This window comes from Citrobacter sp. RHBSTW-01044 (genome assembly GCF_013781945.1).
In the GTDB taxonomy this organism is placed as follows: domain Bacteria; phylum Pseudomonadota; class Gammaproteobacteria; order Enterobacterales; family Enterobacteriaceae; genus Citrobacter; species Citrobacter braakii.
The window spans coordinates 2,825,038-2,849,085 of record NZ_CP056180.1; the positions used below are offsets into that span (position 1 = coordinate 2,825,038).

25 protein-coding genes and 4 pseudogenes are annotated in these 24,048 nt (G+C 48.4%); 14 read left to right on the forward strand and 15 right to left on the reverse strand.

The window, feature by feature from the left end:
- Positions 1-45: 45 nt before the first annotated feature.
- From HV352_RS13750 to yebG, 3 genes are all read right to left on the reverse strand, one after another.
- Positions 46-705, reverse strand: coding sequence for a tellurite resistance TerB family protein (locus tag HV352_RS13750; protein WP_104652107.1), 660 nt, complete (start codon positions 703-705; stop codon positions 46-48).
- Between the two features lie 101 nt (positions 706-806).
- Positions 807-1,160 carry a protein YebF gene (yebF, locus tag HV352_RS13755; protein ID WP_016152770.1) on the reverse strand — a complete coding sequence of 118 codons (354 nt, stop codon included), beginning with the start codon at positions 1,158-1,160 and terminating at the stop codon, positions 807-809.
- Positions 1,161-1,281: 121 nt separating this feature from the next.
- A complete protein-coding gene (yebG, locus tag HV352_RS13760) occupies positions 1,282-1,572 on the reverse strand; it encodes a DNA damage-inducible protein YebG (RefSeq protein WP_137379902.1) in 291 nt (96 codons plus the stop codon).
- Positions 1,573-1,704: 132 nt separating this feature from the next.
- Here yebG and purT point away from each other — a divergent pair, with 132 nt between their 5' ends.
- Positions 1,705-2,883, forward strand: coding sequence for a formate-dependent phosphoribosylglycinamide formyltransferase (purT, locus tag HV352_RS13765; protein ID WP_181634820.1), 1,179 nt, complete (start codon positions 1,705-1,707; stop codon positions 2,881-2,883).
- Positions 2,884-2,949: 66 nt separating this feature from the next.
- Here purT and kdgA read toward each other — a convergent pair whose 3' ends face one another.
- The 3 genes from kdgA to zwf all read right to left on the reverse strand — a co-directional run bounded on the left by kdgA (position 2,950) and on the right by zwf (position 7,145).
- Positions 2,950-3,591, reverse strand: a complete 642-nt coding sequence (gene kdgA / locus HV352_RS13770) for a bifunctional 4-hydroxy-2-oxoglutarate aldolase/2-dehydro-3-deoxy-phosphogluconate aldolase (RefSeq protein ID WP_016152768.1) — start codon at positions 3,589-3,591, stop codon at positions 2,950-2,952.
- Between the two features lie 34 nt (positions 3,592-3,625).
- Positions 3,626-5,437 carry a phosphogluconate dehydratase gene (gene edd / locus HV352_RS13775; RefSeq protein ID WP_016152767.1) on the reverse strand — a complete coding sequence of 604 codons (1,812 nt, stop codon included), beginning with the start codon at positions 5,435-5,437 and terminating at the stop codon, positions 3,626-3,628.
- Positions 5,438-5,669: 232 nt separating this feature from the next.
- Entirely contained in the window at positions 5,670-7,145 is a 1,476-nt protein-coding gene (gene zwf / locus HV352_RS13780) for a glucose-6-phosphate dehydrogenase (protein WP_003034896.1), read from the reverse strand.
- A gap of 368 nt (positions 7,146-7,513) precedes the next feature.
- Between zwf and HV352_RS13785 the strand changes: the two genes are divergently transcribed.
- Positions 7,514-8,383, forward strand: a complete 870-nt coding sequence (locus HV352_RS13785) for a MurR/RpiR family transcriptional regulator (protein ID WP_019076523.1) — start codon at positions 7,514-7,516, stop codon at positions 8,381-8,383.
- Between the two features lie 118 nt (positions 8,384-8,501).
- Positions 8,502-9,944, forward strand: a complete 1,443-nt coding sequence (pyk, locus tag HV352_RS13790) for a pyruvate kinase (RefSeq protein ID WP_046276423.1) — start codon at positions 8,502-8,504, stop codon at positions 9,942-9,944.
- A gap of 45 nt (positions 9,945-9,989) precedes the next feature.
- Here the strand turns inward: pyk and lpxM are convergent, their stop codons facing one another.
- From lpxM to znuA, 3 genes are all read right to left on the reverse strand, one after another.
- Positions 9,990-10,961 carry a lauroyl-Kdo(2)-lipid IV(A) myristoyltransferase gene (gene lpxM / locus HV352_RS13795; RefSeq protein ID WP_080858667.1) on the reverse strand — a complete coding sequence of 324 codons (972 nt, stop codon included), beginning with the start codon at positions 10,959-10,961 and terminating at the stop codon, positions 9,990-9,992.
- Positions 10,962-11,080: 119 nt separating this feature from the next.
- A complete protein-coding gene (gene mepM, locus HV352_RS13800) occupies positions 11,081-12,400 on the reverse strand; it encodes a murein DD-endopeptidase MepM (RefSeq protein WP_016152763.1) in 1,320 nt (439 codons plus the stop codon).
- 15 nt (positions 12,401-12,415) lie between these two features.
- A complete protein-coding gene (gene znuA, locus HV352_RS13805; protein WP_019076521.1) occupies positions 12,416-13,360 on the reverse strand; it encodes a zinc ABC transporter substrate-binding protein ZnuA in 945 nt (314 codons plus the stop codon).
- Between the two features lie 78 nt (positions 13,361-13,438).
- Here znuA and znuC point away from each other — a divergent pair, with 78 nt between their 5' ends.
- From znuC to HV352_RS13820, 3 genes and pseudogenes are all read left to right on the forward strand, one after another.
- On the forward strand, positions 13,439-14,194 hold the full coding sequence (znuC, locus tag HV352_RS13810) for a zinc ABC transporter ATP-binding protein ZnuC (RefSeq protein ID WP_016152761.1): 756 nt from the start codon (positions 13,439-13,441) through the stop codon (positions 14,192-14,194).
- Positions 14,191-14,976: a zinc ABC transporter permease subunit ZnuB gene (znuB, locus tag HV352_RS13815; protein WP_016152760.1), complete on the forward strand. Its 786-nt coding sequence runs from the start codon at positions 14,191-14,193 to the stop codon at positions 14,974-14,976. Before znuC ends, znuB begins: the two co-directional genes overlap by 4 nt.
- A 291-nt stretch (positions 14,977-15,267) precedes the next feature.
- Positions 15,268-15,531: pseudogene (locus HV352_RS13820) on the forward strand (SOS response-associated peptidase family protein); the annotation flags it as partial.
- A gap of 338 nt (positions 15,532-15,869) precedes the next feature.
- Here HV352_RS13820 and HV352_RS13825 read toward each other — a convergent pair.
- Complete coding sequence (locus tag HV352_RS13825; RefSeq protein WP_016152759.1) at positions 15,870-16,265, reverse strand: YdeI family stress tolerance OB fold protein; 396 nt, start codon at positions 16,263-16,265, stop codon at positions 15,870-15,872.
- A gap of 140 nt (positions 16,266-16,405) precedes the next feature.
- Between HV352_RS13825 and HV352_RS13830 the strand changes: the two genes are divergently transcribed.
- The 3 genes from HV352_RS13830 to HV352_RS13840 are packed head-to-tail and all read left to right on the forward strand — an operon-like array spanning position 16,406 to position 17,892.
- Positions 16,406-16,909 carry a hypothetical protein gene (locus HV352_RS13830; RefSeq protein WP_016152758.1) on the forward strand — a complete coding sequence of 168 codons (504 nt, stop codon included), beginning with the start codon at positions 16,406-16,408 and terminating at the stop codon, positions 16,907-16,909.
- A 9-nt stretch (positions 16,910-16,918) separates the two neighbouring features.
- Positions 16,919-17,365, forward strand: a complete 447-nt coding sequence (locus HV352_RS13835; protein WP_075847167.1) for a YetF domain-containing protein — start codon at positions 16,919-16,921, stop codon at positions 17,363-17,365.
- An 8-nt stretch (positions 17,366-17,373) separates the two neighbouring features.
- Positions 17,374-17,892 (forward strand): 2-oxo-tetronate isomerase, encoded by a 519-nt coding sequence (locus HV352_RS13840; RefSeq protein WP_016152756.1) that lies wholly within the window; start codon positions 17,374-17,376, stop codon positions 17,890-17,892.
- A 47-nt stretch (positions 17,893-17,939) separates the two neighbouring features.
- Here the strand turns inward: HV352_RS13840 and HV352_RS13845 are convergent, their stop codons facing one another.
- From HV352_RS13845 to HV352_RS13855, 3 genes are all read right to left on the reverse strand, one after another.
- Positions 17,940-18,446, reverse strand: a complete 507-nt coding sequence (locus HV352_RS13845; protein ID WP_016152755.1) for a ferritin-like domain-containing protein — start codon at positions 18,444-18,446, stop codon at positions 17,940-17,942.
- Positions 18,447-18,470: 24 nt separating this feature from the next.
- Positions 18,471-18,968: a ferritin-like domain-containing protein gene (locus HV352_RS13850; RefSeq protein ID WP_016152754.1), complete on the reverse strand. Its 498-nt coding sequence runs from the start codon at positions 18,966-18,968 to the stop codon at positions 18,471-18,473.
- 92 nt (positions 18,969-19,060) lie between these two features.
- The gene (locus HV352_RS13855) at positions 19,061-19,246 is read right to left on the reverse strand and encodes a general stress protein (RefSeq protein ID WP_016152753.1); all 186 of its coding nucleotides are present in this window, start codon (positions 19,244-19,246) and stop codon (positions 19,061-19,063) included.
- A gap of 339 nt (positions 19,247-19,585) precedes the next feature.
- Here HV352_RS13855 and HV352_RS13860 point away from each other — a divergent pair, with 339 nt between their 5' ends.
- From HV352_RS13860 to HV352_RS13875, 4 genes and pseudogenes are all read left to right on the forward strand, one after another.
- The gene (locus tag HV352_RS13860) at positions 19,586-20,494 is read left to right on the forward strand and encodes an SDR family oxidoreductase (protein ID WP_016152752.1); all 909 of its coding nucleotides are present in this window, start codon (positions 19,586-19,588) and stop codon (positions 20,492-20,494) included.
- Positions 20,495-20,717: 223 nt separating this feature from the next.
- A complete protein-coding gene (locus tag HV352_RS23705) occupies positions 20,718-20,825 on the forward strand; it encodes a hypothetical protein (protein ID WP_230330203.1) in 108 nt (35 codons plus the stop codon).
- Positions 20,813-21,070, forward strand: coding sequence for a hypothetical protein (locus tag HV352_RS13870; RefSeq protein WP_181634821.1), 258 nt, complete (start codon positions 20,813-20,815; stop codon positions 21,068-21,070). Before HV352_RS23705 ends, HV352_RS13870 begins: the two co-directional genes overlap by 13 nt.
- 537 nt (positions 21,071-21,607) lie before the next feature.
- Positions 21,608-21,703 (forward strand): annotated as a pseudogene (locus tag HV352_RS13875) (SOS response-associated peptidase); the annotation flags it as partial.
- Positions 21,704-21,817: 114 nt separating this feature from the next.
- Here HV352_RS13875 and HV352_RS13880 read toward each other — a convergent pair.
- Entirely contained in the window at positions 21,818-23,359 is a 1,542-nt protein-coding gene (locus tag HV352_RS13880; RefSeq protein ID WP_249415443.1) for an EAL domain-containing protein, read from the reverse strand.
- Between the two features lie 287 nt (positions 23,360-23,646).
- On the opposite strand from HV352_RS13880, the pseudogene HV352_RS13885 reads away from it, so the two are divergent.
- Positions 23,647-23,766, forward strand: a pseudogene (locus HV352_RS13885) (DinI-like family protein); the annotation flags it as partial.
- Between the two features lie 147 nt (positions 23,767-23,913).
- On the opposite strand, the pseudogene HV352_RS13890 reads toward HV352_RS13885, so the two are convergent.
- A pseudogene (locus HV352_RS13890) lies at positions 23,914-24,042 on the reverse strand (helix-turn-helix domain-containing protein); the annotation flags it as partial.
- Positions 24,043-24,048: the final 6 nt, after the last annotated feature.

Below are 24,048 nucleotides of genomic sequence, written 5' to 3' on the forward strand. Positions count from 1 at the left end.
AGACAGCAATGATGCAAGCGAAACATGCACCTTAACGGTAAGTAATTAACCCGGTAAAGCCTGTTTTTGTTCCTTGAGATCCTGTTCAATGCCTTCACGAACATCCTGCGGGATCTTCAACGCATCGCCCAGCGCGTTCAGATAGCTACGCTCCATAAAGTGGTCGATATCAATCGCTGCACAGCTCAGGAAGTAAATTTCCAGCGCCTCTTCTTCGTTGCGGATCCCTTGTGCCAGGCGCTGAGGATCTAACGGTTGTTCAATCGCACGTTCGATCAGAATGCGGCCCTGCTCTTCCACGCCTGCTTCACGGAGCTGCTGCTCAATGGCGGTACGTTCTTTGGCATCAATATGACCATCGCTTTTCGCCGCAAAAACCAGCGCCAGGATCAGTCGTTCGGTTCGCTCATCCAGCGGTGAGCTTTGTGCACCGAACTGCGGTTCACCCTGATGCGCCGCGCGAACCTTATCCTTGTATTTGTTCCATAATACGGTACCGGCAACCGCACCGCCGCCCACCAGAAGCGCGCTGGTGCCGTATTTACTCAGTAATTTCCGTGAAGATTTGTTGGCAACCAGTAATCCTGCCAGACCGCCTAACGCGCCGGGAACCAGAAGTTTACTCAGCCCTTGCTCACCAGAAGATGACGCGGAAGATCCTTTTTGCCCAAGAAGAGATTGAAGTTGATTCAGCCAGTTAGCCATGTTGCCCCTCAAGTACAGACGAATAATCATCAAAGCGTACCCGAGGGGATGTCAGGAAGTGTTCAGGTCATCAAAAGAAGTGCAAATACCTTCTACCTTCGTTACTGCGACTGATACTCCGCCGTTCCGGCTTTGCAGTCGACTTTTACCTGGTAGTGAATATCCGCGCTTTTACCGCGAACCGTGAGGGGAACTGACCATTTCCCATCTTTGCCCGTAATATCGGGCGTGTTGACCCAGGCGACAGGATCGGCTTGCCCGACGCGTTTTTGATCGTCAGCCCAGCGCGCGATGCGATTTTGCTGATAATCACGTTTCACGCTCGCCGCGATACCGTCAGCATTCAGTCCTTCGCACTTGGGGAACTGAACTTTCTTGCTTTCCATATTTGCCGCAAATACAGATACGCTGGCAGATAACAACAGCAGGCTCAACAACGCTCTTTTTTTATACATTCTTTTCTCCTTAATCTCCCCTTCGTCCTTCAGGTTGCCTGTTGCAACGTGAAAAGACGTCAGGGATTGCACAATGATTCAGGGAAAAGCATGGTACAAAACGTCAGGAGCGCAAGTCGTTTCAGGCAGCCTGAGTATCATCCTCAGCGTGCGCATCGCTTTCGACCGCCTGCGGAGAGGGCAGCTTGCCGTTTTTCAGAATGGCGCTCAGCACATCTTTCTGCTCAGCCAGCCACAGGGAAAGCGCTTCGCGCTGCTCGTCTTCCAGCGCTACCGGCGATTGCTCCAGCCATGTGTCGAGCAAATCTGCTGTATCAAGCATTTTGTCATACGCATCGGCTTCCTTTTTGCTGGTAAACGACATTTTTTCCTCACCTTCCCGAATGACTACGTATTTAACTTCAACCGCCATTTTTGCAGCCTCTTAAATTACCTGTATTTATGTACAGTATATTCTTTTTGCGCCTTGAAATCAACCTGGTAATAAAGACAGACGCAAACGTTTTCGTATATACTGCGCCCAGATAAAACAGGGGATTAATTTATGACGTTATTAGGCACAGCGCTGCGTCCCGCAGCAACGCGAGTGATGTTATTAGGTTCAGGTGAACTGGGTAAAGAGGTGGCGATTGAATGCCAACGCCTGGGTGTGGAAGTCATTGCCGTGGATCGTTACCCCGACGCGCCAGCCATGCACGTTGCCCATCGCTCATATGTAATCAACATGCTGGATGGCGATGCTTTACGCCAGCTCGTCGAGCGTGAAAAACCACATTATATCGTGCCGGAAATAGAGGCGATTGCCACGGATGTGCTGGTAAAACTGGAACAGGACGGTCAAAACATCGTGCCGTGCGCCCGGGCGACGCAGTTGACCATGAACCGCGAAGGAATCCGTCGTCTCGCCGCCGAAGAATTATCTCTACCAACCTCTTCTTACCGCTTTGCTGACAGCGAAGCCCGCTTTCGCGAGGCCGTCGCCGAAATCGGCTATCCCTGCATCGTGAAGCCGGTAATGAGTTCCTCCGGTAAGGGACAGAGCTTTATTCGTTCCGCCGATCGACTCACTGAAGCCTGGAATTATGCTCAACAAGGCGGCCGAGCAGGTGCCGGACGCGTTATCGTCGAAGGCGTAGTGAATTTTGATTTTGAAATCACCCTGCTTACCGTCAGCGCCGTTGATGGCGTACATTTCTGCGCACCGGTAGGACATCGTCAGGAAGATGGCGATTATCGCGAATCCTGGCAGCCGCAGCAGATGAGTGACCTGGCGCTGGCTCGAGCGCAGGAGATTGCCCGTAAGGTGGTGCTGGCGCTGGGCGGCCACGGTCTGTTTGGGGTAGAGCTATTTGTCTGCGGTGATGAGGTCATTTTCAGCGAAGTTTCCCCTCGCCCTCACGACACGGGTATGGTGACCTTGATTTCGCAGGATCTGTCTGAGTTTGCCCTGCATGTACGCGCATTTCTCGGTCTGCCGGTTGGCGCAATCCGTCAGTATGGGCCTTCTGCTTCCGCCGTTATTCTGCCGCAGCTTACCAGCCAGAATGTCACGTTTGATAACGTACAGGCCGCTGTGGGCACAGGTATGCAAGTCAGATTCTTCGGCAAGCCAGACATCGACGGGAGCCGTCGTATGGGCGTTGTGCTGGCCACAGCGCAGAGTATTGAAGACGCGGTGACACGCGCGAAAGACGCGGCGGCACAGGTGAAAGTCGCAGGATAAAAAACGGGCCAGATGGCCCGTTTCAGACTCGCAGGCCCGGTAATGATTACCGGGCATTTTACGCAATTACAGCTTCGCGCCTTCGACTGCTTCACGAGCCAGCTTGGTAATGCGTGCGTAATCGCCAGCTTCCAGGGCATCTGCCGGAACCAGCCAGGAACCACCGATGCACAGCACGCTTTTCAGTGCCAGGTAATCACGGTAGTTCGCTGGAGAGATACCACCGGTTGGGCAGAAACGGACCTGAGAGAACGGACCCGCAATTGCCTGCAGCGCTTTAGTACCGCCGTTGGCTTCTGCCGGGAAGAATTTGAACTCTTTCAAACCGTAGTCCATACCCAGCATCAGTTCAGAAACGGTGCTGATGCCTGGGATCAGCGGAATAGTGCCTTCAGTTGCAGCTTTCAGCAGCGGCTCGGTCAGGCCCGGGCTGATAGCAAACTGCGCACCCGCTTCAGTGACTTCAGCCAGTTGCTGTGGATTCAGTACGGTACCCGCACCAACGATAGCGTCGGGAACTTCTTTTGCGATCGCGCGAATGGCATCCATCGCACATGCGGTACGTAAGGTCACTTCCAGAACGCGCACGCCCCCTGCAACCAGCGCTTTTGCCATTGGCACCGCGTGTTCCAGTTTATTAACCACGATAACCGGTACAACCGGGCCCGTGGTCAGGATTGCTTCTGCACTTGTCTTCCAGTTTTTCATCAGAGTTTTCTCTCGCCTGATTACAAAATAAGTCTTAAAAAGTGATACAGGTTGCGCCCTGCTCCGCACCGGACAGCTTTTCACGCAACGCGCTGAACATTTCACGTCCCGTACCCACGCGCGATGCGCTGAGATCAGGAATGTGTGGCTGACGGGAGGCAAGTTCCTCTTCATCCACCAGCAGCGTCAATTCACCTGTCTGTCCATTCACACGAATGATGTCGCCATCGCGTACTTTTGCCAGCAGCCCGCCATCATAGGCTTCCGGGGTTACATGGATTGCTGAAGGCACTTTACCTGAAGCACCTGAAAGTCGTCCATCGGTAACTAACGCAATTTTGAAACAACGGTCCAATAATACACCAAGTGGCGGCATGAGTTTATGTAATTCTGGCATTCCGTTCGCTTTTGGTCCCTGATGGCGCACAACCACCACGCAATCCCGGTCAAGCAGACCCGCATCGAACGCGGGTAAGACATCATGCTGACTTTCAAAGACAACTGCCGGCGCTTCAATAATCTGGTTTTCTACCGGTACCGCCGACGTTTTCATCACCGCACGCCCGAGATTACCGCTCAGCACTTTGGTGCCGCCGTGGTGGGAGAATGGTTGGTCAAAGGTGGCGATCACGTTGTTGTCCAGAGACTTCACCGCCCCTTCGCGCCAGTCCAGTTCACCCTCGTTAAGCCACGGTTCCATGGTGTAGCGGGATAAACCGAATCCGGCAACGGTGTTCACATCTTCATGTAGCAGACCCGCATTAAGCAGTTCACGCATTAACACCGGTACGCCACCCGCGGCCTGGAAGTGGTTAATATCTGCTGGACCATTCGGGTACAGACGCGCCATCAGCGGCACGATATCGGACAGATCGGAGAAATCATCCCAGTTAATCAGAATCCCGGCCGCACGCGCCATAGCCACCAGGTGCATCGTATGGTTGGTAGAGCCCCCGGTCGCCAGCAGCGCCACAATACCGTTCACTACCACTTTTTCATCGATCATTTTACCGATCGGCATCCATTCATTGCCGTTGCCGGTCAGGCGTGTTACCTGACGGGCTGCAGCCGCGGTCAGCGCTTCACGCAGCGGCGCATCAGGATGTACAAATGAGGAGCCAGGCAGTTGCATACCCATAAACTCCACTACCATCTGGTTAGTGTTCGCTGTGCCGTAGAACGTACAGGTACCCGGAGCGTGATAAGACGCCGCCTCGGATTCAAGAAGCGCCATGCGATCGACTTTACCTTCAGCATACAGCTGACGGATACGCACTTTTTCTTTGTTCGCCAGACCGCTCGCCATCGGACCGGAAGGAATAAAGATTGACGGCAGATGACCAAATGACAGCGCAGCCATTACCAGGCCCGGGACAATTTTGTCGCACACGCCGAGGAACAACGCGCCGTCGAACATGTTGTGGGAAAGGCCCACTGCAGCAGACATCGCAATCACTTCACGACTGAGCAGCGAAAGCTCCATCCCATCTTGTCCCTGGGTCACACCGTCGCACATTGCAGGTACACCGCCAGCAACCTGGCCTACTGCATTGGCTTCATGCAGTGCTTTACGAATGATGGCCGGATAGTGTTCATACGGCTGATGCGCGGAAAGCATGTCGTTATAGGAGGTAATGATCGCGATATTGTTACGCAGCATGCTTTTCAGCGAGGCCTTATCGTCCGGCTGACACGCAGCAAAACCATGCGCCAGGTTACCGCATGCCAGTTGCGAGCGATGAACGGTAGTTGATTTCGCTTGTTCAATACGGGCGAGGTAGGCGGAACGTGTGTCACGAGAACGTTCGACGATACGTTGTGTTACGCGTAACAAATTCGGATTCATAGAGGCTCCTAAAATTTATCTGTCAGAGCGTTGGATCAACAATGTGTTTCAGTTGGGTAAAAATAGCTGAATCGCTTGTTGGCCGTAGCTCAGGGGCAAAATCGTTTCAGGCAGTGTAATAAAAAAAGCCCCGCGGGTGAATCCACGCGGAGCTTAAAAGTGCAAAAATTATTCTACAATCTGTGTTAGATCATGTTACCGGTAAAATAACACCTATGGGCTAGATGATATTTTACTCGAATTCGTTCCAGGAACGACCATCTCGGGTAATCATCGCCACAGAAGCAACCGGGCCCCAGGTCCCTGCCTGATACGGCTTCGGCGCGTCGTTGTCCATCGCCCAGGCTTCGGTAATTGAGTCGACCCACTTCCATGCTTCTTCAACTTCATCACGACGCACGAACAGCGCCTGAATTCCGCGCATTGTTTCGAGCAGCAGGCGCTCATAGGCGTCGGCAAGGTGCGTCTGGTTGAAGGTTTCGGAATAGCTCAGATCAAGCTTGGTAATTTGTAGATTATGCTTGTGATCCAGACCCGGCACTTTGTTCAGTACCTGGATATCGACACCTTCATCAGGCTGCAAACGGATGGTCAACTTGTTCTGCGGCAGATCCTGCCAGGATTCTCTGAACAGATTCAGCTCAGGCGTTTTGAAGTAAACCACCACTTCAGAGCACTTCGTCGGTAAACGTTTACCGGTACGCAGGTAGAACGGAACTCCTGCCCAGCGCCAGTTATCGATATCCACACGGATCGCCACAAACGTTTCCGTGTTGCTGCTCTTGTTCGCGCCTTCTTCTTCCAGATACCCCGGCACTTTTTTGCCCTGGGCAAAACCCGCGGTGTACTGACCGCGAACCGTTTTTTCACGTACGTTCGAACGATCGATACGACGCAGCGATTTCAGTACCTTCACTTTTTCATCACGAATGCTGTCGGCGCTCAGATCGGACGGCGGAGACATCGCAATCATGCACAGGATCTGCAGCAGGTGGTTCTGAATCATGTCGCGCATTTGACCTGCCTGGTCAAAATAGCCCCAGCGGCCTTCAATACCCACTTCTTCCGCCACGGTAATTTCTACGTGATCGATAGTGCGGTTATCCCAGTTGTTCACAAACAGGGAGTTGGCAAAACGCAGTGCCAGCAGGTTCAGGACCGTCTCTTTGCCAAGATAGTGGTCGATACGATAAACCTGACACTCTTCGAAATACTCGCCGACCTGATCGTTGATTTCACGGGATGTTGCCAGCGACGTACCCAGCGGTTTTTCCATCACAACACGGGCTGGTTTAGCATTCAGCTTTGCTTCACCCAAGCCTTTGCAGATCGCGCCAAAGGTGCTCGGCGGCATCGCGAAATAGTTAATGGTGGTACGTGATTTTTGATCCAGCATTTCGCCCAGACGGCTAAACGCGGCGGTGTCATTGACGTCCAGATTACAAAACTCCAGACGACCGCTGAGAGTCTCCCACAAACCTTCGTCGATTTTTTCTTTCATGAAGGTTTCGAGCGCTTCACGCACAACCTTGGTATAGGCTGCTTTGTCCCAGTCGGCACGCCCTACCCCAATGATACGGGTTTCCGGGTTAATCTGGCCGGCCTTTTCCAGTTGATACAGGGAAGGCAGCAATTTCCGCCGCGCCAGGTCGCCCTTCGCGCCGAAAATGACCAGATCACATGCCTGGGCTGTTTGCGTTACCGCCATGTCATTCTCCTCAATTAAGTGCCTGGTGCTTTTGCCAGACACTGGTTGTAATTTTATTACAGTGCACTGTACTGCTTTTACGTGAATCCGGAAACCGTAAACGCTTATCCAGCCGTGCTGTTACCGCGAACAGTCGCTTTATGGGCGTTTGCCGTCGCAAATTGGACAAAAAAGTCGTCTTTTTTCGTACCCCTGAAGACGTAAGAAAACCCGACTCCGATCATGTAATGAAAAAAAACAACAACTATTCTGTCCATTTTGCCCCGTTGCTGCATTAGCAGGGGTAATATCTATACACGAAATTATGCCCCGATTTCTCCGTATCATTGAAATCGTTTTTGCCCATGACCCATGAGTCTACCTACATCATGAATATGCTGGAAAAAATCCAGTTAAAACTGGAACAGTTGAGCAAGTCAGAGCGTAAAGTCGCCGACATTATTCTTGCCTCTCCCGAGCGGGCAATCCATTCAAGCATCGCCACACTTGCTGTGGAAGCCAATGTCAGCGAACCGACGGTGAACCGTTTCTGTCGCAGCATGGATACCCGCGGCTTCCCTGATTTTAAACTGCATCTGGCGCAAAGTCTGGCAAATGGCACCCCTTATGTTAATCGCAATGTGGATGAGGATGACAGCGTAGAATCTTACACGGGGAAAATCTTCGAGTCAGCGATGGCAAGCCTCGACCACGTCCGCCAGTCTCTGGATAACGCAGCGGTAAACCGGGCCGTAGATTTATTAACTCAGGCGAAAAAAATTGCCTTCTTTGGCCTCGGTTCTTCTGCCGCTGTGGCGCATGACGCAATGAATAAATTTTTCCGGTTTAACGTACCGGTAATCTATTCCGACGATATTGTTCTGCAACGCATGAGTTGCATGAATTGTAGCGACGATGACGTCATTGTGCTTATTTCTCATACCGGAAGAACCAAAAGTCTGGTGGAACTGGCGCAGTTGGCGCGGGAAAATGACGCCATGGTTATCGCCCTCACCTCTCCCGGCACGCCACTGGCGCGTGAAGCAACGCTGGCAATTACTCTCGATGTACCGGAAGATACTGACATTTATATGCCCATGGTCTCTCGACTTGCTCAACTGACCGTGATAGATGTGCTGGCTACAGGATTTACTTTGCGCCGTGGGGCAAAATTTAGAGATAACTTGAAGCGTGTCAAGGAAGCGCTCAAGGAATCGCGTTTTGATAAAGAATTACTCATCAAGAGTGATGACCGCTAAAAGCAATAACAATGTTCTACCCTTTTATCATCCGGGTCGTTCATTTACCGTTAATATTTGAGAACGACCGGATTAATGTTCACGCAACACCAAGTTGTTTCAGTCAACGGAGTATTACATGTCCAGAAGGCTTCGCAGAACCAAAATCGTTACCACGTTAGGCCCGGCAACTGACCGCGATAATAACCTTGAAAAGATTATCGCCGCGGGTGCGAACGTCGTACGTATGAACTTTTCTCACGGCTCTCCAGAAGATCACAAACTGCGGGCGGATAAGGTCCGTGAAATTGCCGCAAAACTGGGACGTCATGTAGCTATTTTGGGTGACCTGCAGGGACCTAAAATCCGCGTATCAACCTTTAAAGAAGGTAAAGTATTTCTTAACGTTGGCGACAAGTTCCTGTTAGACGCCAACCTCGGCAAAGGCGAAGGCGACAAAGAAAAAGTCGGTATTGATTATAAAGGACTGCCTGCTGACGTCGTCCCAGGCGATATCCTGCTGCTCGACGACGGTCGCGTACAGCTTAAAGTGCTGGAAGTTCAGGGCATGAAAGTCTTCACCGAAGTTACCGTCGGTGGCCCGCTGTCCAACAATAAGGGCATTAACAAACTGGGCGGCGGTCTCTCTGCTGAAGCCCTGACCGAAAAAGACAAAGCCGACATCGTCACCGCTGCGCAAATCAGCGTTGACTATCTGGCCGTCTCCTTCCCGCGCTGCGGCGAAGATCTGAACTATGCCCGCCGTCTGGCGCGCGACGCTGGCTGCGATGCGAAAATTGTCGCCAAGGTAGAACGTGCAGAAGCCGTCTGCGACCAGAATGCGATGGATGACATCATCCTTGCCTCCGACGTGGTGATGGTGGCGCGTGGCGACCTGGGCGTTGAAATTGGCGATCCTGAGCTGGTAGGTATTCAGAAAGCGTTGATTCGCCGCGCACGTCAGCTGAACCGTGCGGTCATTACCGCCACGCAGATGATGGAGTCGATGATCACCAACCCAATGCCGACCCGTGCGGAAGTGATGGACGTGGCTAACGCCGTCCTCGACGGTACCGATGCCGTTATGCTCTCTGCAGAAACTGCAGCAGGTCAGTACCCAGCTGAAACCGTCGCGGCTATGGCACGCGTCTGTTTGGGTGCTGAGAAGATCCCGAGCATCAATGTTTCTAAACACCGCCTTGACGTGCAGTTTGATAACGTTGAAGAAGCGATTGCCATGTCAGCGATGTATGCCGCTAACCACCTGAAAGGGGTCACCGCTATCATCACAATGACGGAATCCGGTCGTACTGCGCTGATGACTTCACGTATCAGTTCTGGTCTGCCGATTTTCGCGATGTCTCGTCATGAACGTACGCTGAATCTTACTTCCTTGTATCGCGGCGTCACCCCAGTTCACTTTGACAGCGAAACTGACGGCGTCGTTGCCGCCAATGAAGCAGTGAATCTGCTGCGCGATAAAGGCTATCTGGTTTCCGGCGACCTGGTCATTGTGACGCAAGGCGATGTCATGAGCACCATTGGCTCAACGAATACCACGCGTATTCTGACCGTCGAGTAACGCCCCGTTTGATGTAAAAAAGCCTCTCGTTTGAGAGGCTTTTTTTTATTTCTTCGGATAAAGATCTTTGCGCTTATAAGGCTCAATTTCACCGGGTTTGCGCGTCTTAAGCAGTTTTAGAATCCAGGTGTATTGCTCGAGATGCGGCGCCACAAAGATTTCCACTTCTTCGTTCATTCGTCTGGCAATGGTGTGGTCATCCGCCGTCAGGATGTCATCCATCGGAGGACGAACCTGAATCGTTAAGCGATGCGTTTTCCCATTGTATACCGGGAACAGCGGCACCACACGGGCGTGACACACCTTCATCAGGCGGCCAATTGCCGGTAACGTGGCTTTATAGGTAGCAAAAAAATCCACAAACTCGCTGTGCTCAGGACCATGGTCCTGATCCGGCAGGTAGTATCCCCAATATCCCTGACGTACAGACTGAATAAACGGTTTGATGCCATCATTACGCGCATGCAAACGACCACCAAAACGACGGCGTACCGTGTTCCAGACATAATCGAATACCGGATTTCCCTGATTGTGGAACATCGCAGCCATTTTCTGTCCCTGGGAAGCCATCAGCATCGCTGGGATATCTACGCCCCAACCATGAGGAACCAGAAAAATCACTTTTTCATCGTTGCGACGCATCTCTTCGATGATTTCCAGCCCCTGCCAGTCGACCCGATGCTGAATTTTTTCCGGGCCGCGTATGGCGAGTTCCGACATCATGACCATCGCCTGAGGTGCAGTCGCAAACATCTCATCGACAATAGCTTCACGCTCAGCTTCGCTGCGCTCAGGAAAGCAGAGGGATAAATTGATCAGTGCTCTGCGACGCGAGCTTTTTCCCAGCCGCCCTGCCATTCTTCCGAGCTTTGCCAGAATTGGATCGCGAAATGATGCCGGCGTTAACGAAATACCTGCTATCGCCGCCACGCCCAGCCACGCCCCCCAGTAGCGCGGATGGCGAAATGATTTGTGAAACTCAGGGATATATTCAATATTCTTTTTTTTCGTTTCCATGCTCTTCCAGTGTCTGGTGCGGCGAAAAGTAGATCTGCTGATAGTGTAGCGGCGCGCGATGCGCCGTACAAAATAAAAAAGCCGGCACGCATAGCGTACCGGCTCTGTCAGCGTGTTAATTAATCGAAACGCAACTGAGGAACAACCTCTTTCACCTGTGCCAGGTAATCGGTGCGGTCCGACCCGGTCAGACCTTCTGTGCGCGGCAGTTTCGCCGTCAGAGGATTCACTGCCTGCTGGTTGATCCAGACTTCGTAGTGCAGATGCGGACCCGTAGAACGCCCGGTATTGCCAGACAGCGCGATACGATCGCCACGTTTCACTTTTTGTCCTGGTTTGACCAACAACTTACGCAGGTGCATATAACGCGTGGTATAGGTGCGACCATGACGAACCGCAACATAGTATCCGGCTGCGCCGCTGCGCTTGGCTACAACCACTTCGCCATCACCCACCGACAGCACCGGCGTCCCCTGCGGCATCGCAAAGTCGACACCTTTGTGCGGCGCAACGCGTCCGGTCACCGGGTTCAGACGACGCGGGTTAAAGTTGGAAGAGATGCGGAACTGCTTAGCCGTCGGGAAACGCATAAAGCCTTTCGCCAGTCCGGTACCGTTGCGGTCATAGAACTTACCGTCTTCAGCACGGATTGCGTAATAATCTTTGCCTTCAGAACGCAAGCGTACGCCCAGCAGTTGGCTTTGCTCACGTTTACCGTCCAGCATTTCGCGAGACATCAGTACCGAGAACTCATCGCCTTTTTTCAGTTTGCGGAAATCCATCTGCCACTGCATGGCCTTAATCACTGCGCTGATTTCAGAGCTGGTCAGTCCGGCATCTTTGGCACTGGCGACAAAACTTCCGCCCACGGTGCCTTTGATTCGGCTGTTAACCCAATCGCCCTGCTGCATTTCGCTGCTCATTTTGAAACCCGTCGCGGTGCGATCGTAAGTACGGGTTTCACGACGGGAGACTTCCCAGGTCAGGCGCTGCAAGTCACCTTCCGCGCCTAACGTCCAGGACAGTTGCTGACCAATTTTCAGATTACGCAGTTGTTTGTCGGAAGCCGCGAGCTGACTGATGTCACCCATATCGATGCCGTACTGATTCAGAATACTGCTCAGCGTATCGCCCGTGGAGACAACATACTCATGCACGCCGGCTTCACCAGACGTTTTGTCATCCAGTTCGTCCTGTGGGATAGCTTCGTCTTCCTGAGCGGCCTGATCGATAGGTTCGCTGGCCTCAGGCAATAGTGAACGAATCTCGCTTTTTTCCAGCTCGATAGTTTTGACGATAGGTGCAGAATCAGGATGGTAAACATAGGGCCGCCAGACAGCGACGGCCAATGTCAGTACGGTAAGCGACCCCAGCATAACGCGATGGGGCCGCGGCAGATTATTAAATGCCAGAGCGACAGAGCGGGCTATCTGTTGCACGTAATCACTTCCTCATTAATCTCCTTTCAGGCAGCTCGCATACTGGTTGGCTAATTGGTTCAAAAACGCTGAATAGCTTGTTTTACCCAGTTTGATATTCGTTCCGAGCGGATCCAACGTTCCCATTCGAACGGATGTCCCTCTCGCGACGGCTTCAACGACCGCTGGCCTGAACTGTGGCTCAGCAAAAACGCAGGTTGCTTTTTGCTCAACCAACTGTGTTCTTATTTCATGTAAACGCTGCGCACCAGGTTGAATCTCAGGGTTCACGGTAAAGTGACCAAGCGGTGTTAGTCCGTAGTGTTTTTCGTAGTAGCCATAGGCGTCATGAAAAACGAAGTAACCTTTTCCCTTGAGCGGCGCGAGCTCGTTACCTACCTGCTTATCGGTTGCGGCTAATTGTGCCTCAAAATCCTTCAGGTTGGCGTCAAGTTTGGCTCGACTTTGCGGCATAAGTTCCACTAATTTTTCATGGATTGCAACCGCTGAGGCCCGTGCTATCTCTGGGGAAAGCCAAAGATGCATGTTGTAATCGCCGTGATGGTGATGCTCGTCACTTTTTTCACTGCCGGCATCATTATGTCCATGATCGTCATCATCGTCGTCAGCACCTTTCATGAGTAACGGTTTCACGTCATTGAGCTGCGCAATCGTTACCTGTTTTGCGTTAGGAATATTCTTGACTGATTTTTCCATAAACGCTTCCATCTCAGGTCCAATCCAAACGACTAAGTCCGCGCCCTGTAAGCGTTTTACGTCTGAAGGACGCAATGAGTAATCGTGTTCGGAAGCCCCGTCAGGCAGCAGAACCTGGGTGTCAGTAACCCCGTCAGCAATGGCTGAAGCGATAAACCCCAGTGGCTTAAGAGAAGCCACGACAGCGGCATTTGCCGACTGTGTTGCACTACCCCAAAGAGCAGCGGATAATGCTGCGAAAAGAAGCGTATTTTTATGTAACATAATGCGACCAATCATCGTAATGAATGTGAGAATTGTGATATTATAACATTCTATAACTTCTGCAAGACTAAAATTGATATGACGACTTTGGTTTCACTGGAAAATGTCTCGGTCTCTTATGGTCAACGCCGCGTCCTCTCTGACGTATCGCTTGAACTTCGACCCGGTAAAATATTGACGCTTCTCGGCCCAAATGGTGCCGGGAAATCTACGCTGGTGCGCGTTGTATTAGGGCTGGTAGAGGCTGATGAGGGAGTTATCAAGCGTAATGGTCGATTGCGGATTGGCTATGTGCCGCAAAAACTGTACCTCGATACGACGCTTCCGCTGACGGTAAGTCGGTTTATGCGCCTGCGTCCCGGCACCAAAAAAGAAGATATCCTTCCGGCACTGAAGCGTGTTCAGGCCGGACATCTGATGAATGCGCCGATGCAAAAACTCTCTGGCGGGGAGACACAACGCGTCCTGTTGGCCCGTGCTTTATTGAATAAACCTCAGCTACTGGTGCTTGATGAGCCAACCCAGGGCGTGGATGTCAATGGGCAGGTCGCACTATACGATCTTATCGATCAGTTGCGACGTGAACTGGATTGCGCCGTACTAATGGTTTCTCATGACCTGCATCTGGTGATGGCAAAAACCGATGAGGTACTGTGCCTGAACCATCATATTTGTTGTTCTGGTGCGCCGGAAGTGGTTTCCATGCACCCGGAATTCATCTCAATGTTCGGACAACGCGGTGCCGAACAACTCGGAATTTACCGTCATAATCATAATCACCGCCACGATTTACAGGGTCGTATCGTCTTACGCCGGGGAAATGGTCACTCATGATTGAATTGTTATTACCCGGTTGGTTAGCCGGGATCATGCTGGCCTGTGCCGCTGGCCCGCTCGGCTCGTTTGTGGTCTGGCGTCGAATGTCTTATTTCGGTGATACGCTGGCCCACGCTTCGCTACTGGGGGTCGCCTTTGGCCTGCTGCTGGATGTAAACCCTTTCTATGCGGTCATCGTCGTCACCTTGTTGCTGGCAGGCGGTCTGGTATGGCTGGAAAAGCGCCCTCACCTTGCGATCGATACTTTATTGGGCATTATGGCCCACAGTGCGCTGTCATTAGGGCTGGTTGTCGTCAGCCTGATGTCCAACATCCGTGTAGATCTGATGGCCTATCTGTTTGGTGATTTGCTCGCCGTGACGCCAGAAGATCTTATCTCCATCGCCATTGGGGTGGTTATCGTTCTGGCGATTTTGTTCTGGCAGTGGCGCAACCTGCTGTCGATGACCATCAGTCCGGATCTGGCATTTGTGGATGGCGTGAAGCTGCAACGCGTTAAGCTTCTGCTGATGCTGGTCACAGCATTAACTATTGGTGTGGCGATGAAATTTGTCGGGGCGTTAATTATCACCTCGCTGCTTATTATCCCTGCGGCAACCGCCCGTCGCTTTGCCCGTACGCCAGAACAGATGGCAGGGGTTGCCGTTGGTGTGGGAATGATAGCGGTTACAGGCGGGCTGACCTTCTCGGCCTTCTATGACACCCCGGCAGGTCCTTCCGTGGTGCTGTGTGCTGCGCTGCTGTTTATCTTCAGCATGATGAAAAAACAGGCGAGCTAATGCGTATTTTAGCCGGATGGAGGCTATCACCTTATCCGGCTTTTTATTTCATGAACGAAATGGCTCCCTTCCCGCGGTTTATTAAATGTCTATCCCCACAGCCACATAATCAGCGTTAGACTATAAAATTGATTTTGTAAATTTAGCAATTACAGTCAATTACCATAAAATCAATCAGTTAATGAAAAATCGCCTTGGACAATTTCGGGCAATGTGAGTCATTTCATCGCCCCAAATCATGCCCCGAACTGATTTTTGCCCCCAAATTTGCCCCCAAAAATTAACAATCGATGGTGGTCTAAGCTGCCGCTAATTTATGCACGTTCTGAAACTGCAACCATCAGCAGAATGTTTAAACCACTCTGGCAGCATGGCCGTGTAATTTGCTTAGCTGATGGCTGGTAAGAATGGAAAAAGGAAGACGACAAGAAACAGCCTTGCTTTATTCATCGGGCCGATGGTGCCGTACCGGCTGATAAATTTATACGACACGCGGTGACGCGTGCCGTTGGAAATGTGAAAAATCAGGGGCCCCAGTTAGCTCAACCAATGTGACGCAGCATTACATTGCCAAATTCATAGCTACCATTTGATATAATTGAAATTATCATGCTTTCTACTTTCAAAAACAGCCAGTGGCTACCTTTTACAACTCATTGATTATCTAAACTTTGATTTTAGTTTTGGGGAAGAGTTTTCGCCAAGAATCCAAGTTTTTCGCCGGCGCATTCAACGCGCTACCACTATTGGCAAACCTCGATGATAAAGCTTTTACTGCCGCTGAAGTCCGCTATGAGCGATAAGCAGACCTTAGGATAGTTCTTCTGGTATGCCATACCACGCTTCCAGCATGGGTTACTCTGCGTCGGGAAATTTGCAGAGCAGTAGTAATGTTACTTTTGTATTCTGTTAACGCGAACCACAGGAGGTTGCGTTTTGGTGTCAAGACTGCCGTTAATACTGATCATTTGATCGGGTTTTACCGTGCGACCGTCAAAGACAGAAAGTGGAATCAGTGTATAAATACTGCCGGTTTTGTCACGAAAAACAAATTTATCTCCACCTTGACCATCAATCAGATTCCCGCGCAGGGAGATGGTTGCACCATCATGCATACTTTTGGCTTGTTGAACCGTCATGATTCGCGCATCTTCTGTACCCCGGTACCCCTCATCCAGAGCGTGTGGTGGTGGCGGCGCAGTATCTTTTTTCAGTCCACCATTGTCATCGTCAGCGAAAACTGTCGGGATTAAAAAACAATATATTAATGGTATCACGTATAATTTCATTCCGTCCTTACCTCAGTAACAACTTGACTTATTAAGTCTGGTTGCTATTCCTTAATCTGGCAAACTGGAACTGTCTTAAAAAGTAATATCGTTACAAATCATCTAACTGGCGAGATACAAGCAAAACAGAGAGGTCAAACATGCCCAGAAAAAAACAGACAGTCCCCGGCATTGAAGAAAGTCATTACTTTCTGAATTTTGAGTCGAAATTTCATAAGGTTGGATTCGCTGTTTTACTCATTATTATTTCCCTGGCGGTATTAGGTGTTTTTTCGGATGGTTATTTCAGTAATGCCGTGAGTAAGAATACTACCGGAGAAGTGACACTGGATTTTGAGCGATTTGGTCGTTTGCAGACAGAGTTTAAATTAAAGATCTCGACTACAGGTCAACATTCTGAGGGGAACATTTATCGTATTGGTGGAGATTTCAATGCTTTCTATGAAACAGAAAATATCTGGCCTCTACCTGACAGAATGTACAGCAAGGGAGATGATCTGTACCTCGTGTATAATGCCAATAAAAAACAAGAAAATATATCAATCTGGTTACTTGTTACACCAGTAAAACCCGGAAGCGCCATGAGTGTGATCCAGTTAAATTCCGGCCCTGAAATTCGTTTCAGTCAGTTTATTTATCCATAGGAGATCATTATGGAAATGGTGCTGAGAGCCTTAGCAATTTATCTTATTTTACTCGTCGTATTTAAGATTGTTGGACGCCGCGCATTATTACAAATGACCAGTTTCGACCTGATTTTATTATTGATTATTAGTGAAGCCACACAACAGGCATTACTTGGCAATGATTTTTCCATAACAGGGGCGATGCTCACCATTGTCACTTTGGTAGTGATCGATATATTTTTCGGATTCATTAAAAAACAGATGAGCGGCGCTGAATCTGCTCTTGATGGCTCACCGGTGATTCTGCTGGACCACGGCGAACCGTTAATGGAGAAAATGAAAATGGTTGATGTCTCTCTCGATGATATTCTGGTGGCTGCACGCCAGAGTCAGGGCATTACGGAACCAGGGAAAATTAAGTATGCAATCCTTGAGCGTAATGGCCATATTTCAGTCATTCCTGATGAGGATTAAGGGGGGAAATGAAAAAATCAGCGTACAACAAAACCAAAACCACTGGCGAGTTAACAAAACAGATCGCGAATACGTTCATTGACAGCGGATTATCCTTAACCACAGCTGAATCTTGCACGGGTGGACGTCTGGCTGCTGCGCTCTGCGCAGAGGCAGATACCGCCGCGTTTTATGATATTGGCATCATTACCTTTAGCAACAGTGCAAAACAGAAAATGCTTGGTGTGCAGGCCAGTACGCTGGAGAAATATACCGCTGTAAGTGAACAGACGGTGATAGAAATGTCTGAAGGCGCCCGGGTACGCGCCGGAACAGATATCAGTATTGCCATTAGCGGCTATGCGGGGCCTGACGGCGGAGAGGATGGTACTCCCGCGGGTACAATCTGGTTTGCGTGGAATTTCCGCGGGCAGATAGTAACAAAACGAACCATTTTCTCCGGCAGTTGTCAGGATGTCATTGAAAAAGCGATCTGTTATAGCCTTGAGGTTTTAGTGGAAGAAGTTTCAGCCTGGCAACGGCACTGACTGTGGTTTGTCAGTGCATGCATTGCCAGAAATAGTCTGAAAAGAACTTATTTTTTCGCTTCGACGCCGTTTGCATCAGATCTCAAAAGGAACTGCGCCGTCGTGTTCGGGAGATGCTTAAGAAGCCAGTCAGCCATATCGAGTTCTTCCGCCAGAATTGACTTTATGGCAGGTATGGACGCGGTGTCACCCGCTTTCTCAGCAGCAACCAGGAGCGAGGTATAACAAGCTATTTCAAATTGTTCAAATACATAGCCGCTGATCGCTCCCTTTACAATTTCATCAGAGGGTAACATGCCTCCAATCGACTGGCCAAACGCGGCCATTTTACTCATCGAGTCTTTTAGTACAGAACGCGAGATATCATTTCGCTTAAGAATCTCTTCCAGCACGGTAATCTGTCGTTTTGTCTCGGTCAGGTGTTGCTCTATTCTGGCACGTAAATCAGGATAATTATCGATACGGCCTGCCATTGATTCCAGCATGGATTCCGCTTGCTTTTCCATCGCATGCGCATCCCGTAGCCAATCATGGTAATGCTCAATATAATTCATCGTGATTTCCTCGAGTCAGTAATTTTATTTTTTCTCGGCCTTTTTATTGATATTGCCTACCGCAAGGTCGGTGAGTTTCAGGTCGGTATCTTTTTCTTCCTTAAGTGTTTCCGCGAGAAGTTTCACCGCTTTTTTATAACCCAGTTGTTCCGCTAGGGTGGCCAGAGTGCCGTAACTGGCTATCTCATAGTGCTCTACTTTCTGTGCCGCAGCGATTAACGCCGCATCGCGAACTTCATTTTTTTCAGTGCCTTCTATGGCCTCATTAGCTTCTTCAATCAGTCCTTCCATAGCCACGCATTTGATACGTTTAAGCTTAATTTCCGGCTCTTGTTCAAGGATTTGGTCTATACGCTCTATTTGCCCCCGAGTTTCTTCCAGGTGTGCATTAAAAGCCGCACTGAGTTTTTCATTTGACGCCGCTCTGGCAAGTTTAGCCAACCCGCGCGTTAATTGTTTTTCAGCACTATAGGTGTCTGAAAGCAGGTGAATAAATACATCTTCAATAGTTTTCATATTCATATGGATTCCTTCAGGGCTAGAGAAATACTGCGAGTCTAATCCAGACCCGCAGGACACTCTTTTTTATTAAAAGATGAGACTGAAACTAATAATCAGGAATTGTCAGACTTACGGCCACCACTGTGACTGTTCTGCCCGCCTTTCTTACCGGCTTCAGATGCACGTTGCGGATCATTTTTGAAGTTTCCCCCGCTGTGCTGACCACCTTTGCGGCCTGCTTCAGATGCTTTATCTCGGTTTTCAGCGAAATTACCGGAACCACCACGATGCTCTGCCATATATCACCTCATATATCGGTTATGCCAGTCAGATACAAAAGTGTATTTCGTACCCGTCGTTGTTCAGTGCTTAACGTTAGCGGTAATCCTGACTTAGTCAAATTTAATTCCGGCATCCACCATTTTTCCACCTTTATTTTTCAATACATTACAAATCTCTCGCTTGGCTTATTTTAAGGCTAACATGATATTAAAGACACGCTAACTCACCGACCACGCACAAAAAAATAAAAAATATTAAAACCAGGATTAATCTGATACGGAAATTATTAAGATACAAGCTGTGAATTTTGATCTACGCTTATTAGCTCTTCCAAGTAAATATAGAGAGGTGATGGAATGGCGGATAAATATAATGAGAAACAGGATACGAATATGACAAATTCAGAACGTTTTCCTGTTCCACCTTTTCCACACCAAAGACAACCTTTTCCGGGACTTGCCGGAAAAATGCAACCACGTCCGGATCATGGTGAAGAAAGTTATCAGGGAAGCGGTCGCCTTACTGACCGAAAAGTGTTAATTACCGGAGGTGATTCAGGAATTGGACGAGCAGTCGCAATTGCTTTTGCACGTGAAGGCGCGGATGTGGCAATCAACTACCTGCCTGATGAAGAAGAGGACGCTCGTGAGGTCGTCGATCTAATTCAGAAAGCAGGAAGAAAAGCCGTGGCACTCCCTGGTGATATCCGTGAAGAGACATTTTGCCAGCAATTGATTAGTCAGGTGGTTAAGACCTTAGGTGGGCTCGATATCCTGGTCAATAACGCGGGTCGCCAGCAATTCTGTGAGTCGATTGAGGAACTTACAACTGATGCCTTTGATGCAACATTCAAGACCAATGTCTACTCGTTATTCTGGATTACTAAAGCGGCACTCCAACATTTATCCCCTGGTAGCGTGATTATAAACACCTCATCAGTTCAAGCCTACGAGCCCAGCGAGATCCTACTGGATTATGCTCAGACCAAAGCGGCTATCGTAGCTTTTACAAAATCGCTGGCAAAACAACTGGCACCGAAAGGGATCCGGGTAAATGCCGTTGCCCCCGGTCCCTACTGGACGGTTCTTCAATGCTGTGGCGGCCAACCACAGGAGAAAATTGAGCAGTTTGGTGCTAATTCACCACTTGGTCGACCTGGTCAGCCTTCGGAAATTGCACCACTATATGTCACCCTGGCTTCCCCAGAGAACAGCTATACGTCCGGGCAGGTCTGGTGTTCTGACGGCGGGACCGGGACGTTATAACGAGTGATTGCACGAGATGAATAACGGGAGAACTAATGATGAAAGCAATGACTTATCATAGCCGTCTTCATGCCCGCAACCACACACTACCTTAACCCGGTATATAAACGCCGTAAGATATTGTTATTCGTGTAACGTAAAGTGCTATCTGTGGTTCGGGCCCCGCATACTTATCGGGGTAAACCCCAGTGCACTTCATGGTGACATCTTTGGCCATGAGTTTATGACAGAGGCCGTTGAGACAAAACCGGAAGTGACAGCGGCCAGTATTGGCGATCGTGTGGTAATACCCTTCTTCCCAGACACCCAGGAGATTAAATGGCTGACTTAAATGAACGCGTTGAAATCCTTGAGAGAAATCTAGACGATCTGAGACTCGACCTTCACGCATCAAAGATTGCTATTAGCGTTTTATCTACTGTGATAAACAGCATGAGTGCTGAACCTGGAGTACTTGAAAGATCTTATGATCAAGCCAAAAGTTCTGGTCCTCTTGTAAAATTCAATCATCCAGTAGAGGAAGGTTATGAGGATAAACTTACGGAGAGAATATTAAATATACTCTCGTGTACCTAAAACAAGCTTAACTAATCCAAAACTACCCCAGAGGATAAGCGGAATATCCTCTTAGGGTGAACGCATTCCGGACTTCCCCAGCCGGGGACAAACCGACCATAGCGGTGGGGTTCAGATATGCGCAATAATCCCTTCAATGAAAAATCTGAGCACAATAGTTACGTACGAACTGTCTGCTCATGGCACATAGCAGCCCTTAAGCGGTAACTCGCCATCATGGGGTGTCGGGGGGGCGGAGGTTCAAATCCTCTCGCGCCGACCAAAAATCCTTTAATAACCAGCCTGTTACGGCTGTTTTTTTATGTCTGTTTTCTGAAAGGGGAAGCTTCGGGGAATTACTGGGAAAAAGTCCGTCAAATGTTGTCTATTAATCGCTCTCGAACACAATGATTAAGGCCCCCTTCACTTTCGGAATTCATCAATTCACAAAGAAATCATTCCGATTTATTTTACAAGCTCCGTTTAAATCTTTAACGGTGCGCACCACTTTTTCTTACTGCCCAATACTTTTAGTCTGACATATGGCTGGAGGTTTCTATGTGTGGACGCTTTTCACAGTCAATGACACGAGAGGACTATCTTGCCCTGCTCGCTGAAGAAGGTGAACGCGACATTCCATACAATTTTGAGCCAACTAGCTGATTGAATGCGGCAAGATATCAAAATCCTTCTGCAGCTAAATTTATATAGCTCGCGGTTACGCGTGTTATATAGAATGTGAAAACAATGAAAATAAAGTAATAACTATTAAGGCAAATTGGCATCCTCGACTAATTTTGTCAATTTATCTATAGATAACGGCTTTGAGTAATACCATCCCTGTACACCGCACTCAGGGAACATTTCAGTTAAATAATTAACCTGAGTTGATGTTTCCACACCTTCGAATACGACCTTATGAGTTATATCTTTAAAAATCTCTACCAATCCTGATAATAAATTATTACTTATAGAGTATTCATCGATAGAGTCTGTAATTGATTTATCAATTTTAATTTCATCTATTTGTAAACTTGACAGCCAGTTTAAATTTGAATAGCCCGTCCCGAAATCATCAATGGCTATTGAAATACCTTTATCATTAAATAAAGAAATTACCTTTTGGAGTGAATTTAGATCCGCACTCTGTCTTTCTGTTAATTCCATCATTATCATTCCGGGCTTTATATTTAATTCATCGATCATCTGAAACACTTTTCTTTGAAAAGATTCAGACAAAAGGTCTTGTGAACTAACATTAATGCTTATAAAGACATTAAATTTTTCAGAAAGGGACCTAGCTTCTTTTACTACCATTCGAAATACAAGATTACTTACATCTTGAATTAAATTATGTCTCTCTGCAATAGGGATAAAAATATCAGGAGGAATGCTACCAATATCATGGTCATCCCATCTAATTAGTGCCTCTACACCAAGAACCATACCGGTTTTTATTTTATAAATAGGTTGATATACAAGATATAATGATTCATTTCTTATGGCATTTTTTAATCTTGATACTAATGATTGTTTGCGTGCAACCTTTTGATTATAAACAACACCTAAAAGAACACCTGTTACAATAGATGTAAATGCAATCAACAATATCATTAACCAATTATCGAAACTCACCCACGGAAATTTAACTCCTCCCATGACACAGATGTCATGTTTTCCATTACAACTTTGCGTAGTAATAATTCCTAACTGATAGGATTTATCATGTTTAGCCTCCTCAAGCAGATCGACCAGTTCACCAAACCTAAACAAATGAAGAGAATGATCTCTATTGCCGACAATTGCTGAAAATCCTTTCTCTTCATGGTCTGTAGCAAATCTGTTAAAAGCAAATGGTGAAATCGTTATAGCTAATTTTTGGTTGCTTAGTAAATCAGCTTTAACATTATTTTCCAACAACACGCCAAAAAACCACGTCAAGTTATCCTTTTCAACTTTTCTATCGTATATGTTGAGTAATAATGGTGCTGGCAACTTTCCCCACAACGCAGTACAAGTAATTGCCCCATTAGAAATAAATGATATATCCTTTATAAGTGCATAAGGCCATAGAGCGATTCTTACAGCATGAAGCTGTAGTTCACTACAGGGACTATAAGCATCAAACATCTCATAACCATCATTTATTTCATCAATCTGTTGAATGAGACTAACACTTCTATTCAATACTCGTTCTGTATATGAACCGATACGCTCCTTATATATATAATAAGTAGAAATCTCAGTTAACGACAAAAACAGCAAAAATGAAAATGTGATTGATATCACATAGGGCTTAAGTGTAGTCAATTTGTAGTTCTTTATCACACAAACCTCTTAATATATCCTAACCCTTTGTGACAACATACATTCCACTATCAATATACAATGTTGAACATACAATTAAAATAGATTATCGGCAACAATAGTTGTTTCTTTATACTTTCCATTAGAAACTGACATCATACTATAGTACAAAACTATATAAGTGAGATTTATGTCTCCATTTCAATCAAGTACATGTCTCCCTACATGTACAAACATCGTGAACATGATAGCATTCAAGGGGGCTGAGTATGATGAGGGAGCGTTCTTCCCCCGATGCTGGTGTTCGGGTAAAACCGCTCATGACACTGCCGGCGATCAACACTGACGCCAGCAAGTATGGGAAGGAACAGATTAGCTGTACTGTTCAGGAAATGTTTGAAGAGGCTGATTGTGGCTGGTTTCAGATTAAACGCCTTGAACCATCATATTGCTTAAGTACAATCCGCCGTGACTGGCAATCATTCAATACTCGCACTATCGAACGTTCGCCAGTTCGCCGCCGCCCGTTCTCGCATACGACGACGCGTGGCGTCTTCTCAACACCGCGCAGGTAATTTTTTGTATAGCGTCGACACCCCTACATCATAAATTATAGCCAAACGTTTTCTTGACTCACCTGCAGCAATCAACCTTCCAGCCTGAGCCCACTCTTCTGCGGTTAACTTTAGTCC

Bases quoted from the DNA above. Each gene is read 5' to 3' on its own strand.
- HV352_RS13750 (WP_104652107.1), bottom strand. From the start codon at position 705: ATGGCTAACTGGCTGAATCAACTTCAATCTCTTCTTGGGCAAAAAGGA.
- yebF (WP_016152770.1), bottom strand. From the start codon at position 1,160: ATGTATAAAAAAAGAGCGTTGTTGAGCCTGCTGTTGTTATCTGCCAGC.
- yebG (WP_137379902.1), bottom strand. From the start codon at position 1,572: ATGGCGGTTGAAGTTAAATACGTAGTCATTCGGGAAGGTGAGGAAAAA.
- purT (WP_181634820.1), top strand. From the start codon at position 1,705: ATGACGTTATTAGGCACAGCGCTGCGTCCCGCAGCAACGCGAGTGATG.
- kdgA (WP_016152768.1), bottom strand. From the start codon at position 3,591: ATGAAAAACTGGAAGACAAGTGCAGAAGCAATCCTGACCACGGGCCCG.
- edd (WP_016152767.1), bottom strand. From the start codon at position 5,437: ATGAATCCGAATTTGTTACGCGTAACACAACGTATCGTCGAACGTTCT.
- zwf (WP_003034896.1), bottom strand. From the start codon at position 7,145: ATGGCGGTAACGCAAACAGCCCAGGCATGTGATCTGGTCATTTTCGGC.
- HV352_RS13785 (WP_019076523.1), top strand. From the start codon at position 7,514: ATGAATATGCTGGAAAAAATCCAGTTAAAACTGGAACAGTTGAGCAAG.
- pyk (WP_046276423.1), top strand. From the start codon at position 8,502: ATGTCCAGAAGGCTTCGCAGAACCAAAATCGTTACCACGTTAGGCCCG.
- lpxM (WP_080858667.1), bottom strand. From the start codon at position 10,961: ATGGAAACGAAAAAAAAGAATATTGAATATATCCCTGAGTTTCACAAA.
- znuA (WP_019076521.1), bottom strand. From the start codon at position 13,360: ATGTTACATAAAAATACGCTTCTTTTCGCAGCATTATCCGCTGCTCTT.
- znuC (WP_016152761.1), top strand. From the start codon at position 13,439: ATGACGACTTTGGTTTCACTGGAAAATGTCTCGGTCTCTTATGGTCAA.
- znuB (WP_016152760.1), top strand. From the start codon at position 14,191: ATGATTGAATTGTTATTACCCGGTTGGTTAGCCGGGATCATGCTGGCC.
- HV352_RS13825 (WP_016152759.1), bottom strand. From the start codon at position 16,265: ATGAAATTATACGTGATACCATTAATATATTGTTTTTTAATCCCGACA.
- HV352_RS13830 (WP_016152758.1), top strand. From the start codon at position 16,406: ATGCCCAGAAAAAAACAGACAGTCCCCGGCATTGAAGAAAGTCATTAC.
- HV352_RS13835 (WP_075847167.1), top strand. From the start codon at position 16,919: ATGGAAATGGTGCTGAGAGCCTTAGCAATTTATCTTATTTTACTCGTC.
- HV352_RS13840 (WP_016152756.1), top strand. From the start codon at position 17,374: ATGAAAAAATCAGCGTACAACAAAACCAAAACCACTGGCGAGTTAACA.
- HV352_RS13845 (WP_016152755.1), bottom strand. From the start codon at position 18,446: ATGAATTATATTGAGCATTACCATGATTGGCTACGGGATGCGCATGCG.
- HV352_RS13850 (WP_016152754.1), bottom strand. From the start codon at position 18,968: ATGAATATGAAAACTATTGAAGATGTATTTATTCACCTGCTTTCAGAC.
- HV352_RS13855 (WP_016152753.1), bottom strand. From the start codon at position 19,246: ATGGCAGAGCATCGTGGTGGTTCCGGTAATTTCGCTGAAAACCGAGAT.
- HV352_RS13860 (WP_016152752.1), top strand. From the start codon at position 19,586: ATGGCGGATAAATATAATGAGAAACAGGATACGAATATGACAAATTCA.
- HV352_RS23705 (WP_230330203.1), top strand. From the start codon at position 20,718: ATGACAGAGGCCGTTGAGACAAAACCGGAAGTGACAGCGGCCAGTATT.
- HV352_RS13870 (WP_181634821.1), top strand. From the start codon at position 20,813: ATGGCTGACTTAAATGAACGCGTTGAAATCCTTGAGAGAAATCTAGAC.